The organism is Qipengyuania sp. B-5, from assembly GCF_056857815.1.
Window position 1 is genome coordinate 44,236 of the sequence record NZ_JBSXNU010000025.1, and the last position, 21,057, is coordinate 65,292.

A 21,057-nucleotide genomic window follows, 5' to 3' on the forward strand; every position below is an offset into this window, starting at 1 on the left:
AAAAACTGTTGCGGCGTAAGGCCACATATAAAGCTCTGCGAGCCAGTGAGAATGGTGTCGACGGCCATGGATGAAAGATGGCACTGCACGCGATGAGTAGGAAAGGCGCGAATGTCCGCAACGACGCCATTGTGGTCGTTGAGCCATCATGTCATTCTCGGCGCGATCGATGTGGCGTTCGGGAGTGTGATCAATGAAAAAGTATTTGCTCCTTTTTGGATTGCTGCCCTGTGCCGGGATGGTGCATGCCCAGGGCGAAACCGACTACCCTTCGGTTAAGAATGCTGCTGCGATTGTAGATGCCATTCGCTCAAAGGCCGAGCTGAATGCGATCGGGTTTGATCGGCTCGCTACCGATGCGGAGATCGACGCGTTGAAAAAGCTCGGCGACTGCGAGCCGATCCAACAGGGCGAGATCGAAGAAAACTTGGCGCTATTCCACTTGAATTGCGGCGGAGCCTCCTCGACGGAAGGCGATGTGAGTTTGCAGCTTCGATTCCGAGACGATGGTTCATTGTTCGCCTTGGCTTTGAATCCGCTCAAAGCGAATTTTGCGCCAACCGAGGCCGGAATGCAGTTCGCCGATTGGCCAAGCCGCAAGAAGACTGCAGAGCGCTTTGTCGATGCCGTTATCTCCGGTGAAGACCCCACTCTCGGCCAACTTGTTCCGCTCACGTCGCTTCAAGTCACGCATTTGCAGGCTTTTGCCGGTGGCGAAGGCAACGTTGTGCGATACATGACGGAGCGTGAAAAACGTGTCGCGCGGCGTCAATTAGGCCGCGATGTAAAATTTGCCGAAGCGCCGGACAATGCAATAGATCTAGTCACCTGAATCTGAAGTTCGGCTCATAGCTTTTTGACAGAAGCGTTTGACCGAGGCGAGTATCTCATCGGCGGATTTGGTCCAGCGATAGGGTTTGGGGTTTTCGTTGTGCGTTTCGATGAAGGCGAGGATATCGGCTTCGAGCTCGGCGGTGGATCGATGGACACCGCGCTGCAACTGCTTGCGAGTGAGTTCGGCGAACCAACGCTCTACCTGGTTGATCCAGGAAGCTGATGTCGGCGTGAAGTGAACATGCCAGTGCGGCCGCCGCGCCAGCCAGGCCTTGATCCTTGGCGTCTTGTGCGTGGCGTAATTGTCCATCACGAGGTGCACGTCCGGTCCCTCGGGCATCGCGGCGTCGATCTGCTTGAGGAAGTCGAGAAACTCGGTTGCCCGGTGGCGCTTGTAGCATTTGCCGATCACCGCTCCTGTGGCAATGTCGAGCGCCGCGAACAGCGAGGTCGTGCCGTTTCGAACATAGGTATGGGTGCGCCGCTCGGGGACGCCGGGCGCCATCGGCAGGACCGGCTGTTCACGGTCGAGCGCCTGGATCTGGGACTTTTCGTCGACACACAGCACCACCGCCCGGTTCGGGGGCGACATGTAGAGGCCAACGATGTCCTGCACCTTGTCGACGAACAGCGGATCGGTGGAAAGCTTGAACGTCTCGGATCGGTGCGGCTGCAGGCCAAAGGCCGCCCATATCCGGCGGATGGTGGTGTGCGAAAGTCCGGTCTCGGCGGCCATGGAGCGGATCGACCAGTGGGTCGCGTCCTTAGGCGTGGTGTTCAGCGTGCGCTCGACTACCTTTGCCACCTGCTCATCGGAGACGGTGCGCGGGCGGCCGGGTCGGTACTCATCGGTGAGCCCCTCGATCCGGTCCTTCACGAATCTGCGGCGCCATTTGCCGACCGTGTGCTCGTGGACCCCAAGGCGCTCGGCCACCTCCTTGCTTTGCGAGCCTTCTGCGCACAGCAGGATCATCCGACACCGATCCGATAACGACCGAGGGGTTTTGTGTCTCCTAACCTGCGTCTCGAGGAAATCGCGCTCCTCGTCTGTTATCACCACCGCATCCGCCAGCCGACCTACCATCGCTCATCTCCTCAATGGATCTGAATCAATGATATGGATTACAGTTCCAGGTGACTAGATTTCCACTTGGCTCCCCAGCTCCACCACGCGGTTGGTCGGCAGCCTGAAGAAGTCCATCGCCGTCGCCGCATTTCTCAGCATCCAGGCGAAAATCTTCTCGCGCCAGATTGGCATGCCCGGCTTGTCGCTCGGCAACAGGGTCTGGCGAGAAAGGAAGAAGCTGGTGTGCATCATGTCGAATTCGCCGCCGCAGCGTTCCATTTCCTTGAGTCCCTGCGGGACGTTGGTTTCCTGCATGAAACCATAGTGCAGAACGGCGCGATAGAAGCCGTCACCGAGGTCGTGGATTTCGCAGCGCTCATTCTCGTCCACATAGGGGGCATCCGCGATCAGCACGGTCAGGATCACCACGCGTTCGTGGAGGACCTTGTTGTGCTTGATATTGTGCAGCAATGCGGAAGGAACGCCCGCAGTCTGGCTGGCCATGAAAATCGCCGTGCCGGGCACGCGCGTAGCGGAATTCTTCGCGCTCTTGGCAAAGATTTCGATCGGCAGCGCGGTCTCATGCATGCGCTCGCGCATCAGCTTCCGCCCGCGCGCCCAAGTGGTGAGCAGGGTAAAAGCGACGAGGCCGACCACGAGCGGGAACCAGCCTCCATCGGGAATTTTCACCAGATTGGCCGCAAAATAAGCACCGTCGACGATCAGGAAGAAGATCACGACCGGCGCTGCTATCCACCACCTCCACTTCCATACGCCGACGAACAGCACGCCCATCAGCAGCGTGTCGATGGTGACGGCGCCAGTTACGGCGATACCATATGCCGCGGCAAGGTTTGAAGATGACTGAAACGTCAGCACCAGCAGGATCACCGCTATCATCAGCGCCCAGTTGATCACCGGGATGTATATCTGGCCGCTCTCGGTCTCGCTGGTATGCCGGATGGTCATACGTGGCATGAAGCCCAGCTGCATCGCCTGATGGGTGATGCTGAAAGCGCCGGATATCACCGCCTGGCTGGCGATAAAGGTCGCCACGGTGGCTAGGATAACCAGCGGCAGGCGGTATTCTTCGCTTGCGAGAAGGAAGAAGGGATTGCGGACGACTTCCGCGGCCTGCTCCGCCGGCAGGCCGGCAATCATGGCTCCCTGCCCGAAATAGTTGAGCAGGAGGCAAGGCATGACGAAACCGAACCAGGAAAGCCGCATCGGCCCCCTGCCGAAGTGCCCCATGTCGGAATAGAGTGCCTCCGAACCCGTAACCGCCAGGACCACCGCACCCAGGGCGAGGAAGGCAACCACGCCGTCCGTCAGGAAGAATTGCACGGCATACCAGGGGTTCAGCGCCCAGAGAATGTCCGGGTTCTGCAATATCTGGTTGGCGCCGAGTAGCGCGATAGTGACAAAATAAACGATCATCACCGGGGCGAAGAGTGCACCCACCTTGGCCGTGCCGCGGCTCTGCAGGAAGAAGAGGAATACCAGCAGGAGAAGTGCGATGGGAATGACCAGCGGGTCGAGCCCGGGATTGACGACGGTCAGACCCTCCACCGCAGACAGCACCGAAATCGCGGGCGTAATCATGCTGTCGCCGTAGAACAGCGAGGTCGCGAACACTCCCAGCAACACCACTAGCCAGCCGTATTTCGATCGGCCGATGTGCCGGCTCAGCAACGCGACAAGAGCAAGGCTTCCGCCCTGCCCCTTGTTGTCCGCGCGCATCAATATGGTGACATACTGGATCGAAACCACGATGAGCATCGACCAGAAAATCAGGCTGACCACGCCCAGCACGTGCATCCGGTCGATGGCGATATTTGCCGCGCCGGCAAAAGTCTCACGGAAAGCGTAAAGCGGACTGGTGCCGATATCACCGAAGACAATGCCCACAGCGCCGACGGCGAGCGCGGTCTTCGACGCTCCATGGCCGTTGCCATGCGCTTTCGACCCGTCCTGTACGGGTGCAGCATCTGGCACGTTCGCCTCGCTCATATAAAGGGTGTTACCTGCCGCATAGCGTCAAAACCTTGAGATCCGGGATGCCTGCCCCCGTGCAAGGGGGCGGCGCTTAGCACCAAGGGGGAGAGGGAGCAATACGCGCCGCTCCGGGCCTAGTCGTCCGTTTCGGGTTGCGGCGTGCCTTGCCCGGACATCGCTTCGAGCTGCATCACCCGGAGAGCCAGCGATTCGCGCCACTCCGCATCTTCGGGTGCTGCCCGCAGGGCTTCGCGCCATAATTCCAGCGCTCTCCCGGCCTCGCCCATACGCAGCCATGACAGGCCGAGGAAGTAGCGCGGGCCAGCGTTCTCCTCGTCGATCTCCTGTGCCTTTTCGAAAGCATAGAGCGCCGCAGGGGTGAGTTGGCCATCGCCATGCTCGACCAAGGCGATACCCAGGGCCAACCAGGCTTCCAGATCGCCGGCATTCTCCTGCGTGGCGCTGCGATAGAAGCCGGCCGCCTGCGCAAAATCTCCGCGACGTGCGAAAGCATCGCCGGTCGTGATCCAGCGTGATGGAAGTTGGGATGTGTCGAAATATTCGCGGCGCGCGGAGATCAGTAGCTCTCCGTCGACCTGTTGCCGTTCGGCGGCAATGCCAGGTGCGGCGGGCTGGCCTGGACTACCTTGAAGCGCATAGCCTGTAAGGCCGAACAGCAGGGTCGCGCCGAGCAGGGTCCAGCCGCTGCGGTTGACCTTGAGCAGGAAGGCGGCGACGAGGAACACCGCTGCGGCCAAGACGATTATCGGAACCCAGCTCATGCACGCCTCCTGAATCGGCGCCAGAACAGCAGGCCCGCGATGCCGACCAGCAGCGCAGGAACTGCAAACAGCGGCCAGGTCGTCGCGCTCATCACCGGTTGGTAGCTGACGTAATCGCCATAACGATCCATCAGCCAGCGGCGTATTTCGCCCGGCTCTTCGCCTGCCGCAATGCGGATGCGGACCTGATGCCGCATATCTCCGGCCATCGGGGCATCGCTATCGGCGATGGATTGCGACTGGCACTTGAGACAGCGCAGCGTCTCCATCAACTCCTGCGCCGCAGCTTCCTGCTCGGGATCGTCGAGCTGGCGATAGGCATAAGGGGCTGGCGGCATGGAATCCTGTGCCGCGAGCGGGAGCGCGATCAAGACTGCCAATAGAATAGCGAGCGCTCTCATCCTTCGGCCTTGCGCAATTCTTCGAGAAGCACAGGCACATGTTCTGGCCGGATATCGCCAATATGCTGGTAGGTGATGATGCCCTCGCCATCGATTACGAAGGTCTCAGGCACTCCGGACGAACCGATACCCAGCTGCACTTCGGACAGATCGTCGCGTCCTATGCGGGTATAGGGATTGCCGTGCTCGGCAAGAAACCGCATCACGTCGGAAGGCTTGTCGCGAATGGCGACGCCGACGATCTCCACGCCCTCCTCTTTCAACCTTTCCAGCTGCGGAGCTTCGGCGATGCAGGGCAGGCACCAACTCGCCCAGATGTTGAGCAGTTTCGGCCCGCCATCGTGGAAATAGCTGCTGTAGACGCCTGGTCGATCGAGGCTGGCAGGCGGCAAGGTGAAGTAGGGCAATTCCTTGCCCACCATCGTGCTCTTGATGAATTCGTCCTTGGGCTGGCTCAGCTGGTAGGCCGCAAGCCCCAGGAAACCGAAAAATATCAGGAAAGGAAGCCACAAACGCCAGCTCATGCCAGGGCCTCCTCATCCTTGCGGCGCACAGCAAGTCTGCGACGTACCGATCGCCGCCTCAAATCGACCCGCACGCGGCCAATGAGTGCAAGGGCTCCGCCGAGCGCCACCAGCAGGCCGCCATACCAGATGAAGGTCACGAACGGCTTCCACCACAGGCGCAGCTGCCAGCGACCGTCGTTGTTCTCTCCGCCCATCACCGCATAGAGTTGTCCGTTCCAGCGGGTGACCAGAACGCTCTCGGTGGTCTGCTGAGCAGGCGCCCAGAAATTACGCGATTCGGGTGCAATCCGGGTCGGTTCGCCACCCTTGTAGGAAACGTCGAGTTGTCCGGCCATTGCGGTCCAGTTCGGACCGGCGATCGGATCCACCGATTCCAGCCGGACGGCCCAGGGGCCTACCGCCGTCGTTCCTCCCTCTTCGAGCGCTGCCAGCTTCTCTTGCGAGAAGGCGCCTTCGCTGGCCATTCCGAACAGTGCCACGGCAATCCCGAAATGCGCGATTACCATGCCCCAGGTCGCGATAGGAACGCGCAGGAGGCTCCGTCCTTTCAGGGGCAGGAAGCTCGCCGCTCCAAGGGCCACGGCAAAGGAAAGGCCCAGCAGGGGCAGAAGCGCCGCCCCGAACAGCACAGTGCAGAGTATCAATGCGGCAAGGAGCAATGCCGCGACCAATGCGATTTCTTTCGAAATGCGCGCCCAGCTATCTTTGCGCCAGCGCAGAAGCGGACCCACCGCCATGACTGCCAGCATCGGAAATGCAAAAACGGCACCGACGGGATTGAAATAGGGCGGCCCCACGGAAACACGCACATCGAAGGCTTCGGTCAACAACGGATAGAGCGTGCCCAGCAGGACGACGGCAAGAATGGCGCTGAGCATAACGTTATTGACCACCAGCGCGCCTTCGCGACTGGCCACCGAGAAACGCTCGCCCTCGTTGATCGACCCGGCCCGCAAGGCGAACAGCAGCAACGCCCCGCCGATGTACAGCGCCAGCAGGAAGAGGATGAAGCTCCCCCTCTCCGGATCGACTGCGAAGGCATGGACGCTTGTCAGTATGCCGGAACGAACGAGGAAGGTGCCGAGCATCGACATCGAAAAGGCGACCACTCCCAGCATGATCGTCCACACCCGCAAAGCGTCGCGGCTGGCCAGAACGCTGGCCGAATGCAGCAGAGCGGTCGCGGCGAGCCAAGGCATGAGCGATGCGTTTTCGACCGGGTCCCAGAACCAGTAGCCACCCCAGCCGAGTTCGTAATAGGCCCAGTAACTGCCCGCCGTGATCCCCAAAGTGAGGAACACCCACGCCCCCAGGATCCACGGGCGCATCGCGCGCGCGAAATCGGGCGTGACCTGCCGCGTCATCAAGGCACCCACAGCGAAACTGAAGGCGACGGACAGGCCGACATAGCCGAAATAGAGCGTCGGCGGATGTAGCGCGAGACCGATGTCCTGAAGCAGCGGATTGAGCCCGAGCCCTTCTACCGCTGGTTGCGGAAGTCGCTCGAAGGGATTGGAGCTGAGGAGAAGGAAAGCATAGAAGCCGAGCGCAACGAACCCTTGCGCTGCAAGCGTCGCCTGCATGGTACGCTCGGGCAGACGCCGCTCGACCCCGGCGATCAGCGCTCCGGCCAGCGCCATCACCGTCACCCACAACAGCATCGAGCCTTCGTGATTGCCCCAGGCTCCCGAGAGCTTGAAGATAAGCGGCTTCATGGTGTGCGAATTCATCGCCACCAGTTTGACCGAGAGATCGGTGATGGCGAAAACCCACAAAAGCATGGCGAAGGACACGGCCACGAGCCCGCCCTGCAGGATCGCTGCCGGACGCGTCAGCCCGGCAAGTTCGCTTTCGGTCCCGCCGCGCAGCGCGAGAACGCCGCCCACCAGCTGCAGCACCGCCAGTGCCGCCGCCAGCCACAGTGCCGCGAGACCGATTTCTGCAATCATTCGAGACCGACCGTCGTCTCTTCGGCCATCTCGGCGGCCTGATGCTCGCTCATCCCTTCAAGCTCGCGCGGCACGTAATTTTCATCATGCTTGGCGAGCAGATTATCCGCAACGAATGTTCCGTCGGCCGCGAGGCGTCCTTCGGCAACCACGCCCGATCCTTCCACGAAAAGATCGGGGAGGATTCCGGCATAGCGAACCGGCACTGCCGAATTCTCGCGGCCGGTGACGATGAACGTAACGGTGATACCGTCCGCCAAAGTCTGCAGAGAATCCGTTGCTACCATGCCGCCAAGCCGGACGGCCTGCCCGACTTCGGGCGGGTCGGCCTCCATCTGCTCGGGAAGATAGAAATAGCTCGCCTGATTGCGCAGCGCGTAGGATGCCAGCAACGCCGCACCGATCAGCGCGGCGAGGGCGAGCACCACTAGGACGAGACGCTGGTGCTTGGCTTTCATCTATCCGCCTTCGAGCCGGAACGTGTCTTGGCACGGCGCGCTTCGGCGCGCTTCATCGCGATCCAGCTCCAGGCGATCATCGCCAGAGTGCCGCCGACCCCGATGACATAAGCCAGATAGACGAAATTCCACTGGTCCAGAGCTTCACGCATCAGTCCATCTCCATCGCGCGGCGGCGCAGGCGTGCTTCGGCCTGTATGTCGGCCAGAAGTGCTCGCATGCGCGCCAGCACCACGCCGCCGAAAATGAGCGAGAAACCGACAACCGCGACCAGCAGTGGGGCGAGGAAAACGCCGTCGATCGAGCTATTGCCCAGCGTGATACTCGGCGGCTGGTGCAGCGAGTTCCACCACACGACGCTCCGATTGATAATCGGGATGTTGATTGCGCCCAATAGGCCGAAGATTGCCGGGATGCGCGCCGAAACGCCCTCACGCTCCGCCGCTTGTGCGAGGGCAATATAGGCAATGTAGAGGAAAGCGAGCACCAGCATCGAAGTGAGCCTGCCATCCCATACCCACCACGCCCCCCAGGTTGGACGCCCCCAGATCGAGCCGGTTGCAAGACAGATCAGCGTAAAGACCAGGCCCGGTACGGCTGCGCCACGCGCGGCAAGCGCTGCGAGCGGGTGCCTCCACACGAGAAATACGAGACTGGAGATGGCAATCGCGGTCCAGCCCCCCATCCCCAGCCAGGCGGTCGGGACGTGAATGAACAGGATACGCACGGTTTCGCCCATCAGCCGGTCTGGCGGAACCTGGGTGAAACCCCAGACAAGCGCGCCGGCAGACAATATGATTCCGCTCACCAACAGAAGTGGTGTCAACCAGGCAGCAAGGGCCAGGAAGCGCTTGGGATTGGCGAAACCATGCATGTCGTAAGCCGTCGCTGCCGTCTATTGCAGCCCCCGCCCTCGCCCGCAAGGACGATCAGCGCCCGATGAGCTCCTGCGCCATCTTGTCGGCAACAACATCCGGCGAAATGCCGGTCTTGTCGCTTTCCTGCCAGATCTGCTCGAGCCGCCCCGGAATCAGCGCGATCCGCTTGCGAACCTCGTTGATATCGCAGGGCGCCTTGTCCTTGCGGCAGAGATATTCGAGCGTGACCGAAATGATTCCGCCCGCATTGATGACGTAATCCGGCGCATAAAGGATGCCGCGCTTGGCCAGCATCGGCCCATGCTCGCCGCGCTTGAGCTGGTTGTTGGCACCGCCGGCCACGATCTTGCAGTCGAGGCTGCCGATGCCCTCGTCGTCCAGAATGGCGCCCAGGGCATTGGGGCTGAAAACGTCGCAGGGAACCGACATGATCGCTTCGGGCGCGACGCATTCGGCATCGAGTTCCTTTGCCAGCGCGGCGCAGCGATCGGCGTTGATGTCCGACAGCGTCAGCTTCGCCCCGTCTTTGGCCAGCAGGCGCGCGACACCGCCACCGACGCTGCCTGTGCCCTGGATCGCGACATGGACGCCTTCCATGCTGTCCTTGCCGAGCTTGTGCTTCACCGCGGCCTTGATACCCAGGAAGATGCCGAGCGCGGTGAAAGGACCGGGATCGCCGCCAGCGGCATCGTTACCTTCGACCGGCAGGCCAGAGACATACTGCGTGCGTTCCGCGACAGCAGCCATGTCGGCTTCAGAAATGCCTACGTCTTCGGCTGTCACATATTGGCCGCCGAGCGCATCCACCGCATCGGCGAAAGCGGCGAGCATTTCCGGGGTCTTGGTGCGGTTTTCGTCGGCGAGGATTACTGCCTTGCCGCCGCCCATCGGCAGCCCGGCCATGGCGTTTTTATAGCTCATGCCGCGCGAAAGGCGCAGTGCATCGCGCATGGCGGCAGCCGGCTCGGCATAATGCCAGAAACGCGTACCGCCGGCACCCGGGCCGAGATGGGTCGAATGGAGTGCGATAATGGCGGTGAGACCGCTTTTCGGGTCGCGCACGAACTGCACGAGTTCGTGATCGTCGTAATCCGCTTCGGTCCAGAATGCCGTCATCGCAAGTCACCCCATTGGCAGGTATTTCGTGACCCGGCGCGAAAGGAGAAAATGGGGCGATCGACGGGGTTCGAACCCGCGACCTCCGGTACCACAAACCGGCGCTCTAACCAACTGAGCTACGATCGCCACACGCCCCCGGAACGCTGCCGGGAAGGCGGCACATATACGCGAAGAACGGGCCGTCAACCCGCCACGCGCAACGGCGTGCGCCTGTTGCATAACATCGGGCGAATGGGAAGTGAAAAAGCGATTTCGGGTTGCTACACGCAACTATCTTTCGCAGCTTGCGGAGCCATCGCGTCCAGCTATCGTGCCGATCCATGAACCGACCCGGCGAATCTTCGAGCGAATTATTGATCTCACGCGCAGGCGTCCAGCGTTTGCCTTCCGACAAGATAGAGCTCTTCCAGCTGCGCAATTTTGCGAGCCCCGACTTGTGCAGGCGCCTGATCGAACTGATCGAAAAAGACCGCCGTCCGTCTACCCTCGCCGACGCGGGCGACGATCACTATTTCCGGACCAGCGAAACCTGCGATCTGGAGCCGGAAGAACCTGCCGTACGCGAGATGGAAGCCATGCTCGCCGCATTGAACGGGATCGATCCCGCTTATGGAGAGCCGTTGCAGGGCCAGCGTTACGACGTCGGCCAGGAATTCAAACCGCATTGCGACTATTTCAACCGCGGCGGCCGCGACTGGGACAAGTACTGTGCGGTCGCAGGTCAGCGCACCTGGACCTTCATGGTCTATCTCAACGAAGTCGATGCTGGTGGCGCAACGCGGTTCAAGGCGGTGAAGAAGACCTTCCAGCCCGAAACCGGAAAGCTGGTGTGCTGGAACAACATGCGGCCTGACGGGCGGGAGAACCCGAACACGATCCACCACGGAATGAAAGTAAGGCTCGGGGTGAAATATGTGATAACCAAGTGGTACCGAGAACTGCCCTGGGGGTGGGAATGACCGACTATAGCAATTTGCAAATACAACTCCGCCAGCGCCTTGCCGACCTGCTCGAGCGCGCCGATGTCATCGAGGATGACCTGCGGCATCCACTCGACGCCGATTCGAGCGAACAAGCGGTTGACCTCGCCGATGACGAAGCCCTTGAGGGCGTCGATATGATCTTGCGGCAAGAAATAGCCCAGGTGCGCCAGGCGCTACACCGAATAGAAAGCGGCACCTATGGAACCTGCGCAAGTTGCGGCAAAACTATCGCGCGGGCCCGGCTCGAAGCGCGTCCGATCGCGACGCTCTGCATCGACTGCGCTGCCTGACATGCAATAGAAAAGGGCGGCCCCTCGGGACCGCCCTTCGAAAATCGTCTGCGCTCCAAGATTACTTCTTGAGCGAAAGACCGCCGAAGCGCTTGTTGAAAGCTGCCACTCGGCCGCCTTCCTGAAGCTGCTGCTTGCCGCCGGTCCATGCCGGGTGGCTGGTGGGGTCGATGTCGAGCGTCAGCGTGTCGCCTTCCTTGCCCCAGGTCGAGCGCGTCTGGAATTCGGTGCCATCGGTCATCTTGACCGTGATCATGTGGTAATCGGGGTGACCTTCGGCCTTCATGATAAACGTCCTTCTAGCATCGGAGCGGTACCGACCGGTCCAGCTGTGTTGGGAAAGGCTGCGCCCTTAGCGGCGCTGCCCCGGATTCGCAAGGCTATTCGGGTGCATCCGCAATCATGGCAGTGAAACCGACCTCACAGGTCACCTTCCCTTCGACCGAAGCCTCGCCCGAGAACTTGCACACACGCGCACGCTTCTGGACGAATTCGGCCTTGAGATCGAGCAAGACCCCCGGTGTTACCGGAGCGCGGAATTTCGCGTTCTCGATCGCCATGAAATAGACCAGCTTGCCGGAACCTACGAGCCCGAGGCTTTCTACGGCGAGCACGCCGGCGGCCTGCGCCAGCGCTTCGATCTGGAGCACGCCGGGCATGATCGGAGAACCGGGAAAGTGCCCCTGGAAGAAGTCCTCGTTGAAACTGACCGCCTTGACCGCGTGGATGCGCTCGTCCGGCACGAGTTCCTTGACCCGATCGACAAGCAGCAGGGGATAGCGATGCGGCAGGCGCTTCAGCACCTCGACGATGTCGAAACCGGTCTCGCTCATGTCCCCTGCTCCTGCGATGTTGCTCTTAGCGACCGGTCGGCTGTGCCGGCTGCTGCTGTTGCTGCTGGCTTGCCGCCTGCTGGCGGGAAGCGGCGACCATCAGGATCTGCTGGACCTGCTGATACACACCGACAGCTTGCTGGCTTGGCTGCCAATCTTGCGGCGGCGTGATCTGCACCGAAGGGACCCGGGCGTTCAGCGCCGCGACTACCTTCTGGTTGATATTGGCCGCCGGAGCGGACCATGAAACGCCATCGGGCGACAGCACAACCTGGATATTGTCGGCAGTAGTCACGGTCTGAAGAGCCGCACCGTACTGCTGAAGGATCTGCTCGATCGCATAGACGCGTGCGCTGTCGATCTGGTTCGAAAGCTGGGCGATTTCACGCTCCAGCGTCTGGATCTGCTGAGCCTGAGGCGCGTTCTGTGCTGCCTGCTGCTCGGTCTGGTCCAGATTGCCGTCATTATTGCTGTCGAGCTGCTGCAGCAGCGTCTGTGCCTGCTGCTGCTTTTGCTGGATCTGGGTGATCTGCGACGAATAGGTCGTACCGATCTGCTGGTATGCAGTGTTCAGCGCACTGCTGGCAGCGATGGTAGCGGGCGGGTTGACCACCGCGATATTGCCACTGACCTGCGCTGCGGCGGGACCGGCAACGATGGCGGCACTCGCAATGCTTGCAGCGGCGAAGGTTTTCGAAAGGAATTTCATCAGAATTGCGTTCCTACATTGAAGGAAAGAGTTTTGGTGTCGTCTCCGCGCTGCTTGATAAGCGCGTGGGATATATCGATCCTGAACGGTCCGAAGGGCGAGTTCCAGTTCACGCCCACACCCACCGTGACACGCGGCGAGATGTCGTCCCCGAGGTAGAGTTCCTTGTAGAAATCTCCGAGGAGCGGATCGTTCGCCGTACCATCGGGCGCAGTCGGATCAGTGACGTTGGCGAACTGGCCCGTGGGCTCACCATCGTCGTCCAGAACGGGTTGCAGGTAAAGCAGTTCGCCGGCCGAATTGGTCAACTGCCTGCCATTGGGGTTGTCGATAAGGTTGGGTGTGTCGAGCCCGAAGAGCGAGCCGACATCCGCCCAGATCGAAGGACGCAAGCCCATTTCACGGGCGCCCGAACCGAGCGGAATCTCGAGTTCTGCGCGGCCAAGATAATATGCACGGCCACCAAGCGCGTCGGCAAAGCGACGGTTGTCCTGATTCTGTACGTCCTCGAGCGATTCGAGGATTCGCGGCCCTTCGGGATTTTCCGGATCGACGAGGTAATTCAATCGCACGATGCGCGGACCGACGCCCCGAATGTCGAAACCGCGGAACTGCGGCTCGCCCAGGAAGAAGCGATCGGTCAGGCGCACGTCATCGAAGCCGGGGGTCGGGTTGTCCTTCAGGGCTTCGATCCATCCCCCTTCGGCATTCAGGGAGAAGATGAACCCGCTGCCGAGGTTGAACCACTTACCCATGCGCGAGCGCATGCGGAGATATTTCACATCGCCGCCCAGCCCGGCGAATTCGCCAGTCAAGGAAATCGTCTCGCCGCGTGTCGGCCGCAGCCTGCTGTCGAGGGTGTCGTGATTGATGGTCAGACCGATGATCGAAGCGGTGCGTTTGCCCACCGCTTCGCAGATGAAGCGCGAGGTGACGCACTCTTCCACCCCGTCGCCGTCGAGATCGGCAAAGTCGCTCCCGGCGATCGAGACGTCTTCGCGGTTGAGGGTATAGCTTCCGATGAGAGACATGTATTCGCTGAGGGGAACACCGGCGCGCACCGAAAGACCCGTGGTCGACTGCTCGTAGGTCGAGAAACCGCTGTTGAAATAGTCGTTATCGACCTCGCGGTGATAGACGTCCGCACCCAGCGAGATATTGCGATCGAACACATAGGGTTCGGTAAAGCTGACCTGCGCCGACTTGGAATAGCCGGAATAATTCAGGCTCAGGCCGACCGTCTGGCCACGCCCGCGGAAGTTGCGCTGGCGAATAGAACCGGAAAGAATGAACCGCTCCAGCGACGAGAACCCGGCGGAAAGCTGGAGTTCGCCCGTCGGCTGCTCTTCGATATTGGCTTCCAGGATAACGCGGTCGGGCGCACTGCCTTCGACCTGCGTGATCTCGAAGTTCTCCTGGAAATAGCCCAGCGATTTGATGCGCGCTTCCGACCGCTTGATGGCGAGGCTGTTGAACGCATCTCCTTCCGCCACGCGGAATTCGCGGCGCACGACCTTGTCCTGCGTCAGCGTATTGCCGTTGACATCGATCCGCTCGACATAGACGCGCGGCGCCTCGCGCAGGACGAAGGTGACGTCCATCGTGAGGTCTTCGGGGTTACGGCGGAATTCGGGTCGGATGTCGGCAAAGGCATAGCCGAAAGTCCCGGCAAGGTCGGTCATCTGCTCGACCGTGTCTTCGACCAGCTTGGCGTTGTAGAAATCGCCCGACTTCATCGCCAGCCGCTCGGTCAGTGCCTCGCTGTCGAAATCGCGCAATTCGCTCTGCACTTCGACATCGCCGAACTTATAGCGCTCGCCCTCTTCCACCACATAGGTGATGATGAAGTCTTCCTTGTCGGGCGTAAGTTCGGCCACGGCCGAAACCACGCGGAAGTCCGCATAGCCTTCGGTCAGGTAGAAGGTACGCAGGTTCTGCTGGTCGAAGGCAAGACGGTCGGGGTCGTAGCTGGTGTTCGAGCTGAGGAAGCTGAGCAGGCCGCCGGTCTGCTTGGTGACCATCTCGCTCTTGAGCTCGCCATCGTCGAACTTTTCGTTGCCGATAATGTTGATCTGGCGGACCTTCGATTTCGGCCCCTCCTCGATCTCGAACACGATATCGACGCGGTTCTGGCTGAGCTGCACCATCTGCGGCTCTACCGTCGCGGCGAAGCGACCCTGCCGCTTGTAGAGTTCGATGATGCGCGCAACATCGGCACGGACCTTGGAACGGGTAAAGATTTGGCGCGGGGCCAGCCGGATTTCGGGCAGGATCTTGTCGCTCTTGATCCGCTCGTTACCTTCGAGAAGGATTCGGTTGATCACCGGGTTTTCGACCACCGTGATCACGACGTTACCGCCATCGTTCACAACGCTGACGTTGGAGAAAAGCTCGGTCGCGTAAAGGTCCTTGAGGACGCCGTCGCCTGCCGCCTGCGTATAGGCATCGCCCGGACGAAGCCGGATGTAGGAGAGAATCGTCTGCGGCTCGAGACGCTGGGCACCCGATACCGCAATCGAACGAACGACATCCTGCTGCTGAACCGCCGCCGGCTGAGCGGTCTCCGGTTCTTCGGACGTTTCCTGCGCCAGTGCAGTGCTCGGCAGGCTGCCCATGATGGTTCCGGCAAGCAGGCCCGCCATGATACGCGTGGCCCGCGTATTCCTATTGCCCGCGGCAATCGCAAATCCAGTCATCGACAAGGGGGTTCCCGTCCTTGAAATCATACCTCGCCTGCCATGCGCAGACAGCCGATTGGCCCCCTGCCCGATGCAAGCTGCGCAATCAAGCCGTGTCACACCGCCGAAGGCGAATGGACATCGGCCTGTCCCCGCCTAATTCCCGAAAAAGGGAAGTTTGGCGATATCGATGAAGGTGACGAAAACCATCAGTGCAAGCACCAGTGCCACACCGGCCCGATAGGCCACCTCCGTTGAACGGGGACCCAGCGGTTTGCGGCGGATTGCTTCTGCCGCATAGAAAGCCAGGTGCCCGCCGTCGAGCGCCGGGATTGGCAGGAGATTGATGAATGCCAAGTTAAGCGAGATCAGGGCGGCGAAATTGATGAAAGCGAGCGGTCCCATGCTCAGCTGCTCGCCTGCATATTTGCCTATCGTGACCGGTCCGCCGAGTTCCTTGACCGACCGATCCCCGACGATGATCTGCTTGATACCGGTGACCATCATGTCGACCAGATTGGCGGACTGGACGAAAGACAGGCTGACCGCTTCGCCAATTCCAACCGGTTCGAAAGCCATTCCGGTAGAATAGATTCCAAGCCGCCCGACTCGCGAGGAATTGCCGAAACGATCGGTTTCCACGCTGTCGGCAATGGTGACGGGTATCGTCACCCTGTCGCCATCACGCAGGACGCCCACCTCGATCGTCTCGCCCGGGAACATCAGCACGCGGTCCTGGATGTCCTGGAACTGGCTGATCCTGTCGCCATCGATGGCGACGATCCGGTCGCCTTCCTCCAGCCCAGCCTCGCGCGCGGCGGACTGTTCGGCAAAACTCTGGATCACGTTGGTTTCGCTGGGATCGGCCGAGACCGGCTTGCCGAAGAAAGCGAAGAAGCTCGCGAAGATCGCCAGCGTGATGATTATGTTCATTGCAGGACCGGCGAAGACTATCAGCGCCCGCTTCCATAGCGCGGCGTGGTGGAAGCTGCCGTCCCGTTCCTCGGGCGTAGCCTTGTCCGCCTCATCGGGATGGGGGATGCTGGCCGGGTCCATGTCGCCCTTGAACTGGACATAGCCGCCCAGCGGCAGGGCGCAGAGTTTCCACCGTGTGCCGCGCTTGTCGGTCCAGCCGACCAGTTCCTTGCCGAAACCGACCGAAAAGGCCTGCGCTTTCACGCCGAACCACCGTCCGACGAGGTAGTGGCCAAGCTCGTGCAACGTCACCAGCGGCCCCAGCAACAACGGGAAACCGACGATATACAACCAGAAGGGAATCGAAGCGTCCAACTCAGGCAATCTCCATTTGGGCCGTGGCCAGCCTGCGCGCCGCCTCGTCGATTACGAGCACGTCATCGAGCGATTGGGGAGCAGGCGGAAGGTTTCCGGCATTCAGTACGGCCTCCACCATTATCGGGATGCGGCTGAACTTTATCTTACCAGCAAGGAATGCCGCCACGGCGACCTCGTTGGCGGCATTGAGCGTGGCCGGGGCTGACCCGCCTTCTTCCGCCGCCTGCCGCGCCAGCTTGGTCGCGGGGAAGCGTTCTTCATCGGGCTTGAAAAAGCTGAGTTCGCCAATACCCGCGAGGTCCAGCGGTTCCATCGGCGTATCCATCCGTGCAGGGTAGGCAAGGCACGAAGCGATCGGCACGCGCATGTCGGATGGACCCAGCTGGGCCAGTGTGGAGCCGTCGCGATATTCGACCATCGAATGGATCACGCTCTGCGGATGGACCACGATCCGCAAGCGGTCGAGGCCGACGGGAAACAGATGGTGCGCCTCGATCAGTTCGAGGCCCTTGTTGAACATGGTGGCGCTGTCGACACTGATCTTCGCACCCATGTCCCAATTGGGGTGCGCAATGGCCTGAGCGGGCGTGACCGCGTCCAGATCCTCGACCAGCCGCAGCGGCCCGCCACTGGCGGTGAGCGTGATCGTGCGGACTTCGTCGATCCTGCCTCCCTGCAGGCACTGGAAGATCGCATTGTGTTCGCTGTCGACCGGCAGCAGCGTCGCGCTGTGCTTCTTTACCGCAGCGGTCATCACCTCGCCGGCGGAGACCAGCGCCTCCTTGTTCGCGAGCGCCACCGTGCGTCCCTGCTCGATTGCCGCCATCACCGGGCCCAGCCCCGCACAGCCGACGATCGCCGCCATCACGATATCTGCGGGCCGCGCCGCCGCTTCGCACAAGGCTGTGCGCCCGGCTGCCACTTCGACATCCGAGCCAGCGAGCGCTTCCTTGAGTTCGGCGTAGCGGGATTCGTCGGCGATCACGGCGAGCCTGGCGCCGAATTCCCGGGCCAGCCTTGCGAGTTCCGCAGCATTGGAATGGGCCGTCAGCGCCACGATCCGCCAGGCCTCCGGATTGCGCCGGACCAGATCGAGGGTGGATGCGCCGACCGATCCGGTCGCGCCGAGGATGGTGATGCTGCGCATAATCAGGGGTGGACCTGATACCACAGGATGCCCGCTGCCAGTACCACGGGAAGAATCCCGTCGACACGGTCGAGCACGCCGCCATGGCCGGGGATGAGGTTGGAACTGTCCTTCATGCGGGCACGCCGTTTGAGCCAGCTTTCGAAAAAGTCGCCGCATTGCGCCAGGATTGCCAATCCGGCACCCACCGCCACGGCCCCCAGCCCCATCGGCGAGAATGCCCGCTCACCGACATTGGAATAGAAGAAGCCCCACGAAACGAGCCCTGCTGCAGTCATCCCCCCGAACAGGCCGGCCCAGGTCTTCGACGGGCTGATGCCGGGCGCGATCTTCGGCCCGCCGATGCTGCGCCCGCTGAAATAGGCGCCCGTGTCCGTGGCAATCACGACCGCAAGTACGCCCAGGACCACCGTGATCGGGAAGCTCATGAGGATCGAGGCTGCGGCTGCGATATAGACGAGACCGAATATCAGCCCCGCGATCCGCCAGAGCGGAGATTCCGCGCCGCGCCAGACCAGCCGCGAGAATTCGAACAGGCTTGCCGCTGCCACCGCGCCGACAAACAGATCGAACCAGAGGCCATCCAGCCAGGCGGCAAGACCGGCCACTGCCAGCATCACCAGCGCCGAGGCGACACGCACCGGGAGGTCGGATGTGCGGACCGACAGCGGCACCGCCATGTAGCGGAGCGCGCGGTCCCTCAGCACATCGCGCTTGCGCGGCACCTGTCCGGCTTCACCTTCCCCCAAAACGCCTCTCCCTGCCCGCAAACTCGGCCAGCGCATCCTGCAGGTGCTCCAGCGTGAAGTCGGGCCACAAAACCTCGGTGAAGATCATTTCCGCATAAGCGGATTGCCACAAGAGGAAATTCGACAGGCGCACCTCGCCGCTGGTGCGGATGAGCAGGTCAAGCGGCGGCAGGTCGGCCGTATAGAGGTTCGCGGCGATACTGCGCTCGGTCACTTCGCCCGCCGCCGCCGCCCTGGCCGCGGCCTGCGCGATTTCACCCCGCGCGCCGTAGTTGAGCGCAACCGCCAGAGTGCGCGAACCCTGGGCAGTCTTTGCCAATGCATCTTCGAGCATCTTCACGATATCGGGCGCAAGCGATTGCCAGTCGCCGATTATCTTCAGCCGCACGTCATTGGCGATGAATTCCGGCAGGTCGGATTTGATGAACTTGCGCATCAGATCCATCAGGTCCTCGACCTCGTCTTCGGGCCGGTTCCAGTTCTCCGATGAAAAGGCGTAGAGCGTCAGGCACTCGATCGACGTGTCCTTGAGGCCGCGCACCAGTTCGCGCACGGCTTCCACGCCCTTGCGGTGGCCCATCGCACGCGGCAAATGCTTGCGCTTCGCCCAGCGTCCGTTGCCGTCCATGATGATGGCGACATGGCGCGCATGCTGGGTTTTTTCGGTCATTGGCGAAAGACTATCCGAAAAGCCGGTTACTGGCTCAGGATTTCCTGTACCTTCTTGGCTACGAGCTGGTCCGTCTCGGTCACATATTGATCGGTCAGCTTCTGGACTTCGGTTTCGCCGCGCTTCTGGTCGTCTTCCGAGATTTCCTTCTTCTTCTCGTCTTCCTTCAGCGCTTCCATGCCGTCACGGCGAACATTGCGGATGGCGATCTTGGCCTTCTCGCCATATTCCCCGGCCACCTTGGCGAGCTGCATGCGGCGTTCCTCGGTCAGGTCGGGCATCGGCAGGCGGACGTTCTGGCCGTCGATCATCGGGTTGAGCCCGAGATTCGCTTTGGCGATACCCTTTTCGACCGCGGTGACATTGGCCTTGTCCCATACCTGCACGCTCAGCATGCGCGGTTCGGGAGCCGATACGGTGGCGACCTGGTTCAATGGCATCATCGAGCCATAAACCTCGACCATAACCGGATCGAGCAGGCTGGTGTTGGCGCGGCCTGTGCGCAGGCCCGAAAGATCGCCCCGCAGGCTGTCGATCGCGCCTTTCATCCGGCGTTCGATATCTGCTTTGTCGTATTTTGCCATGGTCGGCTTCCTCGTCTTTTCAGTCGTCTCTTATGCGGTGTGATCGGTCACGATGGTCTGCACGCCCTTGTTCGAAAGCACGCGCGCCAGATTGCCCTTCTCGCGGATGGAGAAGACCACGATCGGAATATCATTGTCACGGCATAATGCCACGGCGCTGGCATCCATGACCCTGAGATTGTCTGCCAGAACCTTGCCGTAACTCACGGTTTCGTAACGTTTGGCATCGGCATTGCGCTTGGGATCGCTGTCGTAAACCCCGTCGACGCTGGTTCCCTTGAGCAGCGCATCGCAGTTCATTTCTGCGGCCCGCAGAGCCGCGCCGCTGTCGGTGGTGAAATAGGGTGCGCCAACGCCGGCAGCAAAGATTACCACGCGGCCCTTTTCCAGGTGCCGTTCGGCCCGGCGGCGGATCACGGGTTCGCACACCTGGTCCATCTGCACCGCGCTCTGCACGCGGGTCTGGACGCCCAGCTGCTCCAGCGCGCTCTGCATCGCCAGCGCATTCATCACCGTGGCGAGCATGCCCATGTAATCGGCCTGCGCGCGGTCCATCCCCTGCGCCGCCCCGGCCATGCCGCGGAAGATGTTGCCCCCGCCGATGACGAGGCAGATTTCGAGGCCCGTTTCCTTGGCCGCCTTCACTTCCTGCGCCAGCTCCAGAACGAAAGCCGGATCGATCCCGAACTGCTGGTCCCCCATCAGCACCTCGCCCGACAATTTCAGGAGGACGCGGTTCATCTTCGGGAGGGTCATGCTGGCTGGTCTCTATCTGCAGGGTTTGCGGCTCCTTAGCCATGAAGGGCTTGAGGCGCAAAGGGAAAGGCCGCGAGAGGGCGAAGGGCGCTTGGCGCGCGGAGAGCAGACACGTAAAAACATCCGGCGGCGAGCCCGGACTGTAGCGCCGTGGGAAGCACCTGCGCTCAAGCAGCCCGAAGGGCGGTAGCGCAGATAGAAACAGATCACGCGGTCGGGCGAACCTTGCGCGAGGCGAGGCGTAGCTCCCGAGAGCGAGAATGACGGGGACCTTTTGCAGATTGCTCTGCGAAAGACCCCGCGGGCGGATGCCTGATCGGCGCGGTTCGGGTGGCGGCCCCGCCGGACCTCATGCA

At 61.5% G+C, this 21,057-nt stretch carries 23 protein-coding genes and 1 tRNA gene; 3 read left to right on the plus strand and 21 right to left on the minus strand.

Translation table 11 applies throughout. The features are described 5' to 3' along the window. Nucleotides 1-193: 193 nt before the first annotated feature. Nucleotides 194-832, plus strand: a complete 639-nt coding sequence (locus AC13CE_RS02345; RefSeq protein WP_482971349.1) for a hypothetical protein — start codon at nt 194-196, stop codon at nt 830-832. Here AC13CE_RS02345 and AC13CE_RS02350 read toward each other — a convergent pair. The 11 genes from AC13CE_RS02350 to AC13CE_RS02400 form a co-directional block, all read right to left on the minus strand. Then, a complete protein-coding gene (locus AC13CE_RS02350) occupies nt 821-1,918 on the minus strand; it encodes an IS630 family transposase (protein WP_482971350.1) in 1,098 nt (365 codons plus the stop codon). The two genes, AC13CE_RS02345 and AC13CE_RS02350, sit on opposite strands and share 12 nt — an antisense overlap. Nucleotides 1,919-1,972: 54 nt before the next feature. After that, nucleotides 1,973-3,910 (minus strand): potassium transporter Kup, encoded by a 1,938-nt coding sequence (locus AC13CE_RS02355; RefSeq protein ID WP_473820380.1) that lies wholly within the window; start codon nt 3,908-3,910, stop codon nt 1,973-1,975. Nucleotides 3,911-4,029: 119 nt separating this feature from the next. Beyond that, nucleotides 4,030-4,677 carry a tetratricopeptide repeat protein gene (locus AC13CE_RS02360; protein WP_473820379.1) on the minus strand — a complete coding sequence of 216 codons (648 nt, stop codon included), beginning with the start codon at nt 4,675-4,677 and terminating at the stop codon, nt 4,030-4,032. Beyond that, nucleotides 4,674-5,078, minus strand: a complete 405-nt coding sequence (locus AC13CE_RS02365; protein ID WP_473820378.1) for a cytochrome c-type biogenesis protein — start codon at nt 5,076-5,078, stop codon at nt 4,674-4,676. Before AC13CE_RS02365 ends, AC13CE_RS02360 begins: the two co-directional genes overlap by 4 nt. Beyond that, a complete protein-coding gene (locus AC13CE_RS02370) occupies nt 5,075-5,602 on the minus strand; it encodes a DsbE family thiol:disulfide interchange protein (protein WP_473820377.1) in 528 nt (175 codons plus the stop codon). The genes AC13CE_RS02365 and AC13CE_RS02370 overlap by 4 nt, the downstream gene beginning before the upstream one ends. Then, nucleotides 5,599-7,554 (minus strand): heme lyase CcmF/NrfE family subunit, encoded by a 1,956-nt coding sequence (locus AC13CE_RS02375; RefSeq protein WP_482971351.1) that lies wholly within the window; start codon nt 7,552-7,554, stop codon nt 5,599-5,601. The genes AC13CE_RS02370 and AC13CE_RS02375 overlap by 4 nt, the downstream gene beginning before the upstream one ends. Next, on the minus strand, nt 7,551-8,012 hold the full coding sequence (gene ccmE, locus AC13CE_RS02380) for a cytochrome c maturation protein CcmE (protein WP_482971352.1): 462 nt from the start codon (nt 8,010-8,012) through the stop codon (nt 7,551-7,553). Before ccmE ends, AC13CE_RS02375 begins: the two co-directional genes overlap by 4 nt. Beyond that, nucleotides 8,009-8,164 carry a hypothetical protein gene (locus tag AC13CE_RS02385; RefSeq protein WP_482971353.1) on the minus strand — a complete coding sequence of 52 codons (156 nt, stop codon included), beginning with the start codon at nt 8,162-8,164 and terminating at the stop codon, nt 8,009-8,011. The genes ccmE and AC13CE_RS02385 overlap by 4 nt, the downstream gene beginning before the upstream one ends. Next, nucleotides 8,164-8,886, minus strand: a complete 723-nt coding sequence (gene ccmC / locus AC13CE_RS02390) for a heme ABC transporter permease CcmC (protein ID WP_482971354.1) — start codon at nt 8,884-8,886, stop codon at nt 8,164-8,166. The genes AC13CE_RS02385 and ccmC overlap by 1 nt, the downstream gene beginning before the upstream one ends. Before the next feature lie 55 nt (nt 8,887-8,941). Then, entirely contained in the window at nt 8,942-10,006 is a 1,065-nt protein-coding gene (locus tag AC13CE_RS02395; RefSeq protein ID WP_482971355.1) for a Leu/Phe/Val dehydrogenase, read from the minus strand. 52 nt (nt 10,007-10,058) lie between these two features. After that, nucleotides 10,059-10,135, minus strand: a tRNA-His gene (locus AC13CE_RS02400). 194 nt (nt 10,136-10,329) lie between these two features. Here AC13CE_RS02400 and AC13CE_RS02405 point away from each other — a divergent pair. Then, on the plus strand, nt 10,330-10,968 hold the full coding sequence (locus AC13CE_RS02405; RefSeq protein ID WP_221540199.1) for a prolyl hydroxylase family protein: 639 nt from the start codon (nt 10,330-10,332) through the stop codon (nt 10,966-10,968). Next, on the plus strand, nt 10,965-11,282 hold the full coding sequence (locus AC13CE_RS02410; RefSeq protein WP_482971356.1) for a TraR/DksA family transcriptional regulator: 318 nt from the start codon (nt 10,965-10,967) through the stop codon (nt 11,280-11,282). Before AC13CE_RS02405 ends, AC13CE_RS02410 begins: the two co-directional genes overlap by 4 nt. A gap of 61 nt (nt 11,283-11,343) precedes the next feature. Here the strand turns inward: AC13CE_RS02410 and rpmE are convergent, their stop codons facing one another. The 10 genes from rpmE to pyrH form a co-directional block, all read right to left on the minus strand. Beyond that, on the minus strand, nt 11,344-11,568 hold the full coding sequence (rpmE, locus tag AC13CE_RS02415; protein ID WP_221540203.1) for a 50S ribosomal protein L31: 225 nt from the start codon (nt 11,566-11,568) through the stop codon (nt 11,344-11,346). Nucleotides 11,569-11,662: 94 nt separating this feature from the next. After that, the gene (gene fabZ, locus AC13CE_RS02420; RefSeq protein WP_482971357.1) at nt 11,663-12,115 is read right to left on the minus strand and encodes a 3-hydroxyacyl-ACP dehydratase FabZ; all 453 of its coding nucleotides are present in this window, start codon (nt 12,113-12,115) and stop codon (nt 11,663-11,665) included. A 25-nt stretch (nt 12,116-12,140) separates the two neighbouring features. Then, the gene (locus AC13CE_RS02425) at nt 12,141-12,824 is read right to left on the minus strand and encodes an OmpH family outer membrane protein (RefSeq protein ID WP_221540208.1); all 684 of its coding nucleotides are present in this window, start codon (nt 12,822-12,824) and stop codon (nt 12,141-12,143) included. Next, on the minus strand, nt 12,824-15,520 hold the full coding sequence (gene bamA / locus AC13CE_RS02430; protein WP_482971358.1) for an outer membrane protein assembly factor BamA: 2,697 nt from the start codon (nt 15,518-15,520) through the stop codon (nt 12,824-12,826). Before bamA ends, AC13CE_RS02425 begins: the two co-directional genes overlap by 1 nt. A gap of 138 nt (nt 15,521-15,658) precedes the next feature. Further along, nucleotides 15,659-16,792: an RIP metalloprotease RseP gene (gene rseP, locus AC13CE_RS02435; RefSeq protein ID WP_482971359.1), complete on the minus strand. Its 1,134-nt coding sequence runs from the start codon at nt 16,790-16,792 to the stop codon at nt 15,659-15,661. A gap of 1 nt (nt 16,793) precedes the next feature. Continuing rightward, a complete protein-coding gene (dxr, locus tag AC13CE_RS02440) occupies nt 16,794-17,942 on the minus strand; it encodes a 1-deoxy-D-xylulose-5-phosphate reductoisomerase (RefSeq protein ID WP_482971360.1) in 1,149 nt (382 codons plus the stop codon). A 2-nt stretch (nt 17,943-17,944) separates the two neighbouring features. Next, the gene (locus tag AC13CE_RS02445) at nt 17,945-18,691 is read right to left on the minus strand and encodes a phosphatidate cytidylyltransferase (protein ID WP_482971361.1); all 747 of its coding nucleotides are present in this window, start codon (nt 18,689-18,691) and stop codon (nt 17,945-17,947) included. After that, a complete protein-coding gene (uppS, locus tag AC13CE_RS02450; RefSeq protein ID WP_482971362.1) occupies nt 18,678-19,361 on the minus strand; it encodes a polyprenyl diphosphate synthase in 684 nt (227 codons plus the stop codon). Before uppS ends, AC13CE_RS02445 begins: the two co-directional genes overlap by 14 nt. A gap of 26 nt (nt 19,362-19,387) precedes the next feature. Then, entirely contained in the window at nt 19,388-19,945 is a 558-nt protein-coding gene (frr, locus tag AC13CE_RS02455; protein WP_221540214.1) for a ribosome recycling factor, read from the minus strand. Nucleotides 19,946-19,975: 30 nt separating this feature from the next. Next, nucleotides 19,976-20,701, minus strand: a complete 726-nt coding sequence (pyrH, locus tag AC13CE_RS02460) for a UMP kinase (RefSeq protein WP_221540216.1) — start codon at nt 20,699-20,701, stop codon at nt 19,976-19,978. Nucleotides 20,702-21,057: the final 356 nt, after the last annotated feature.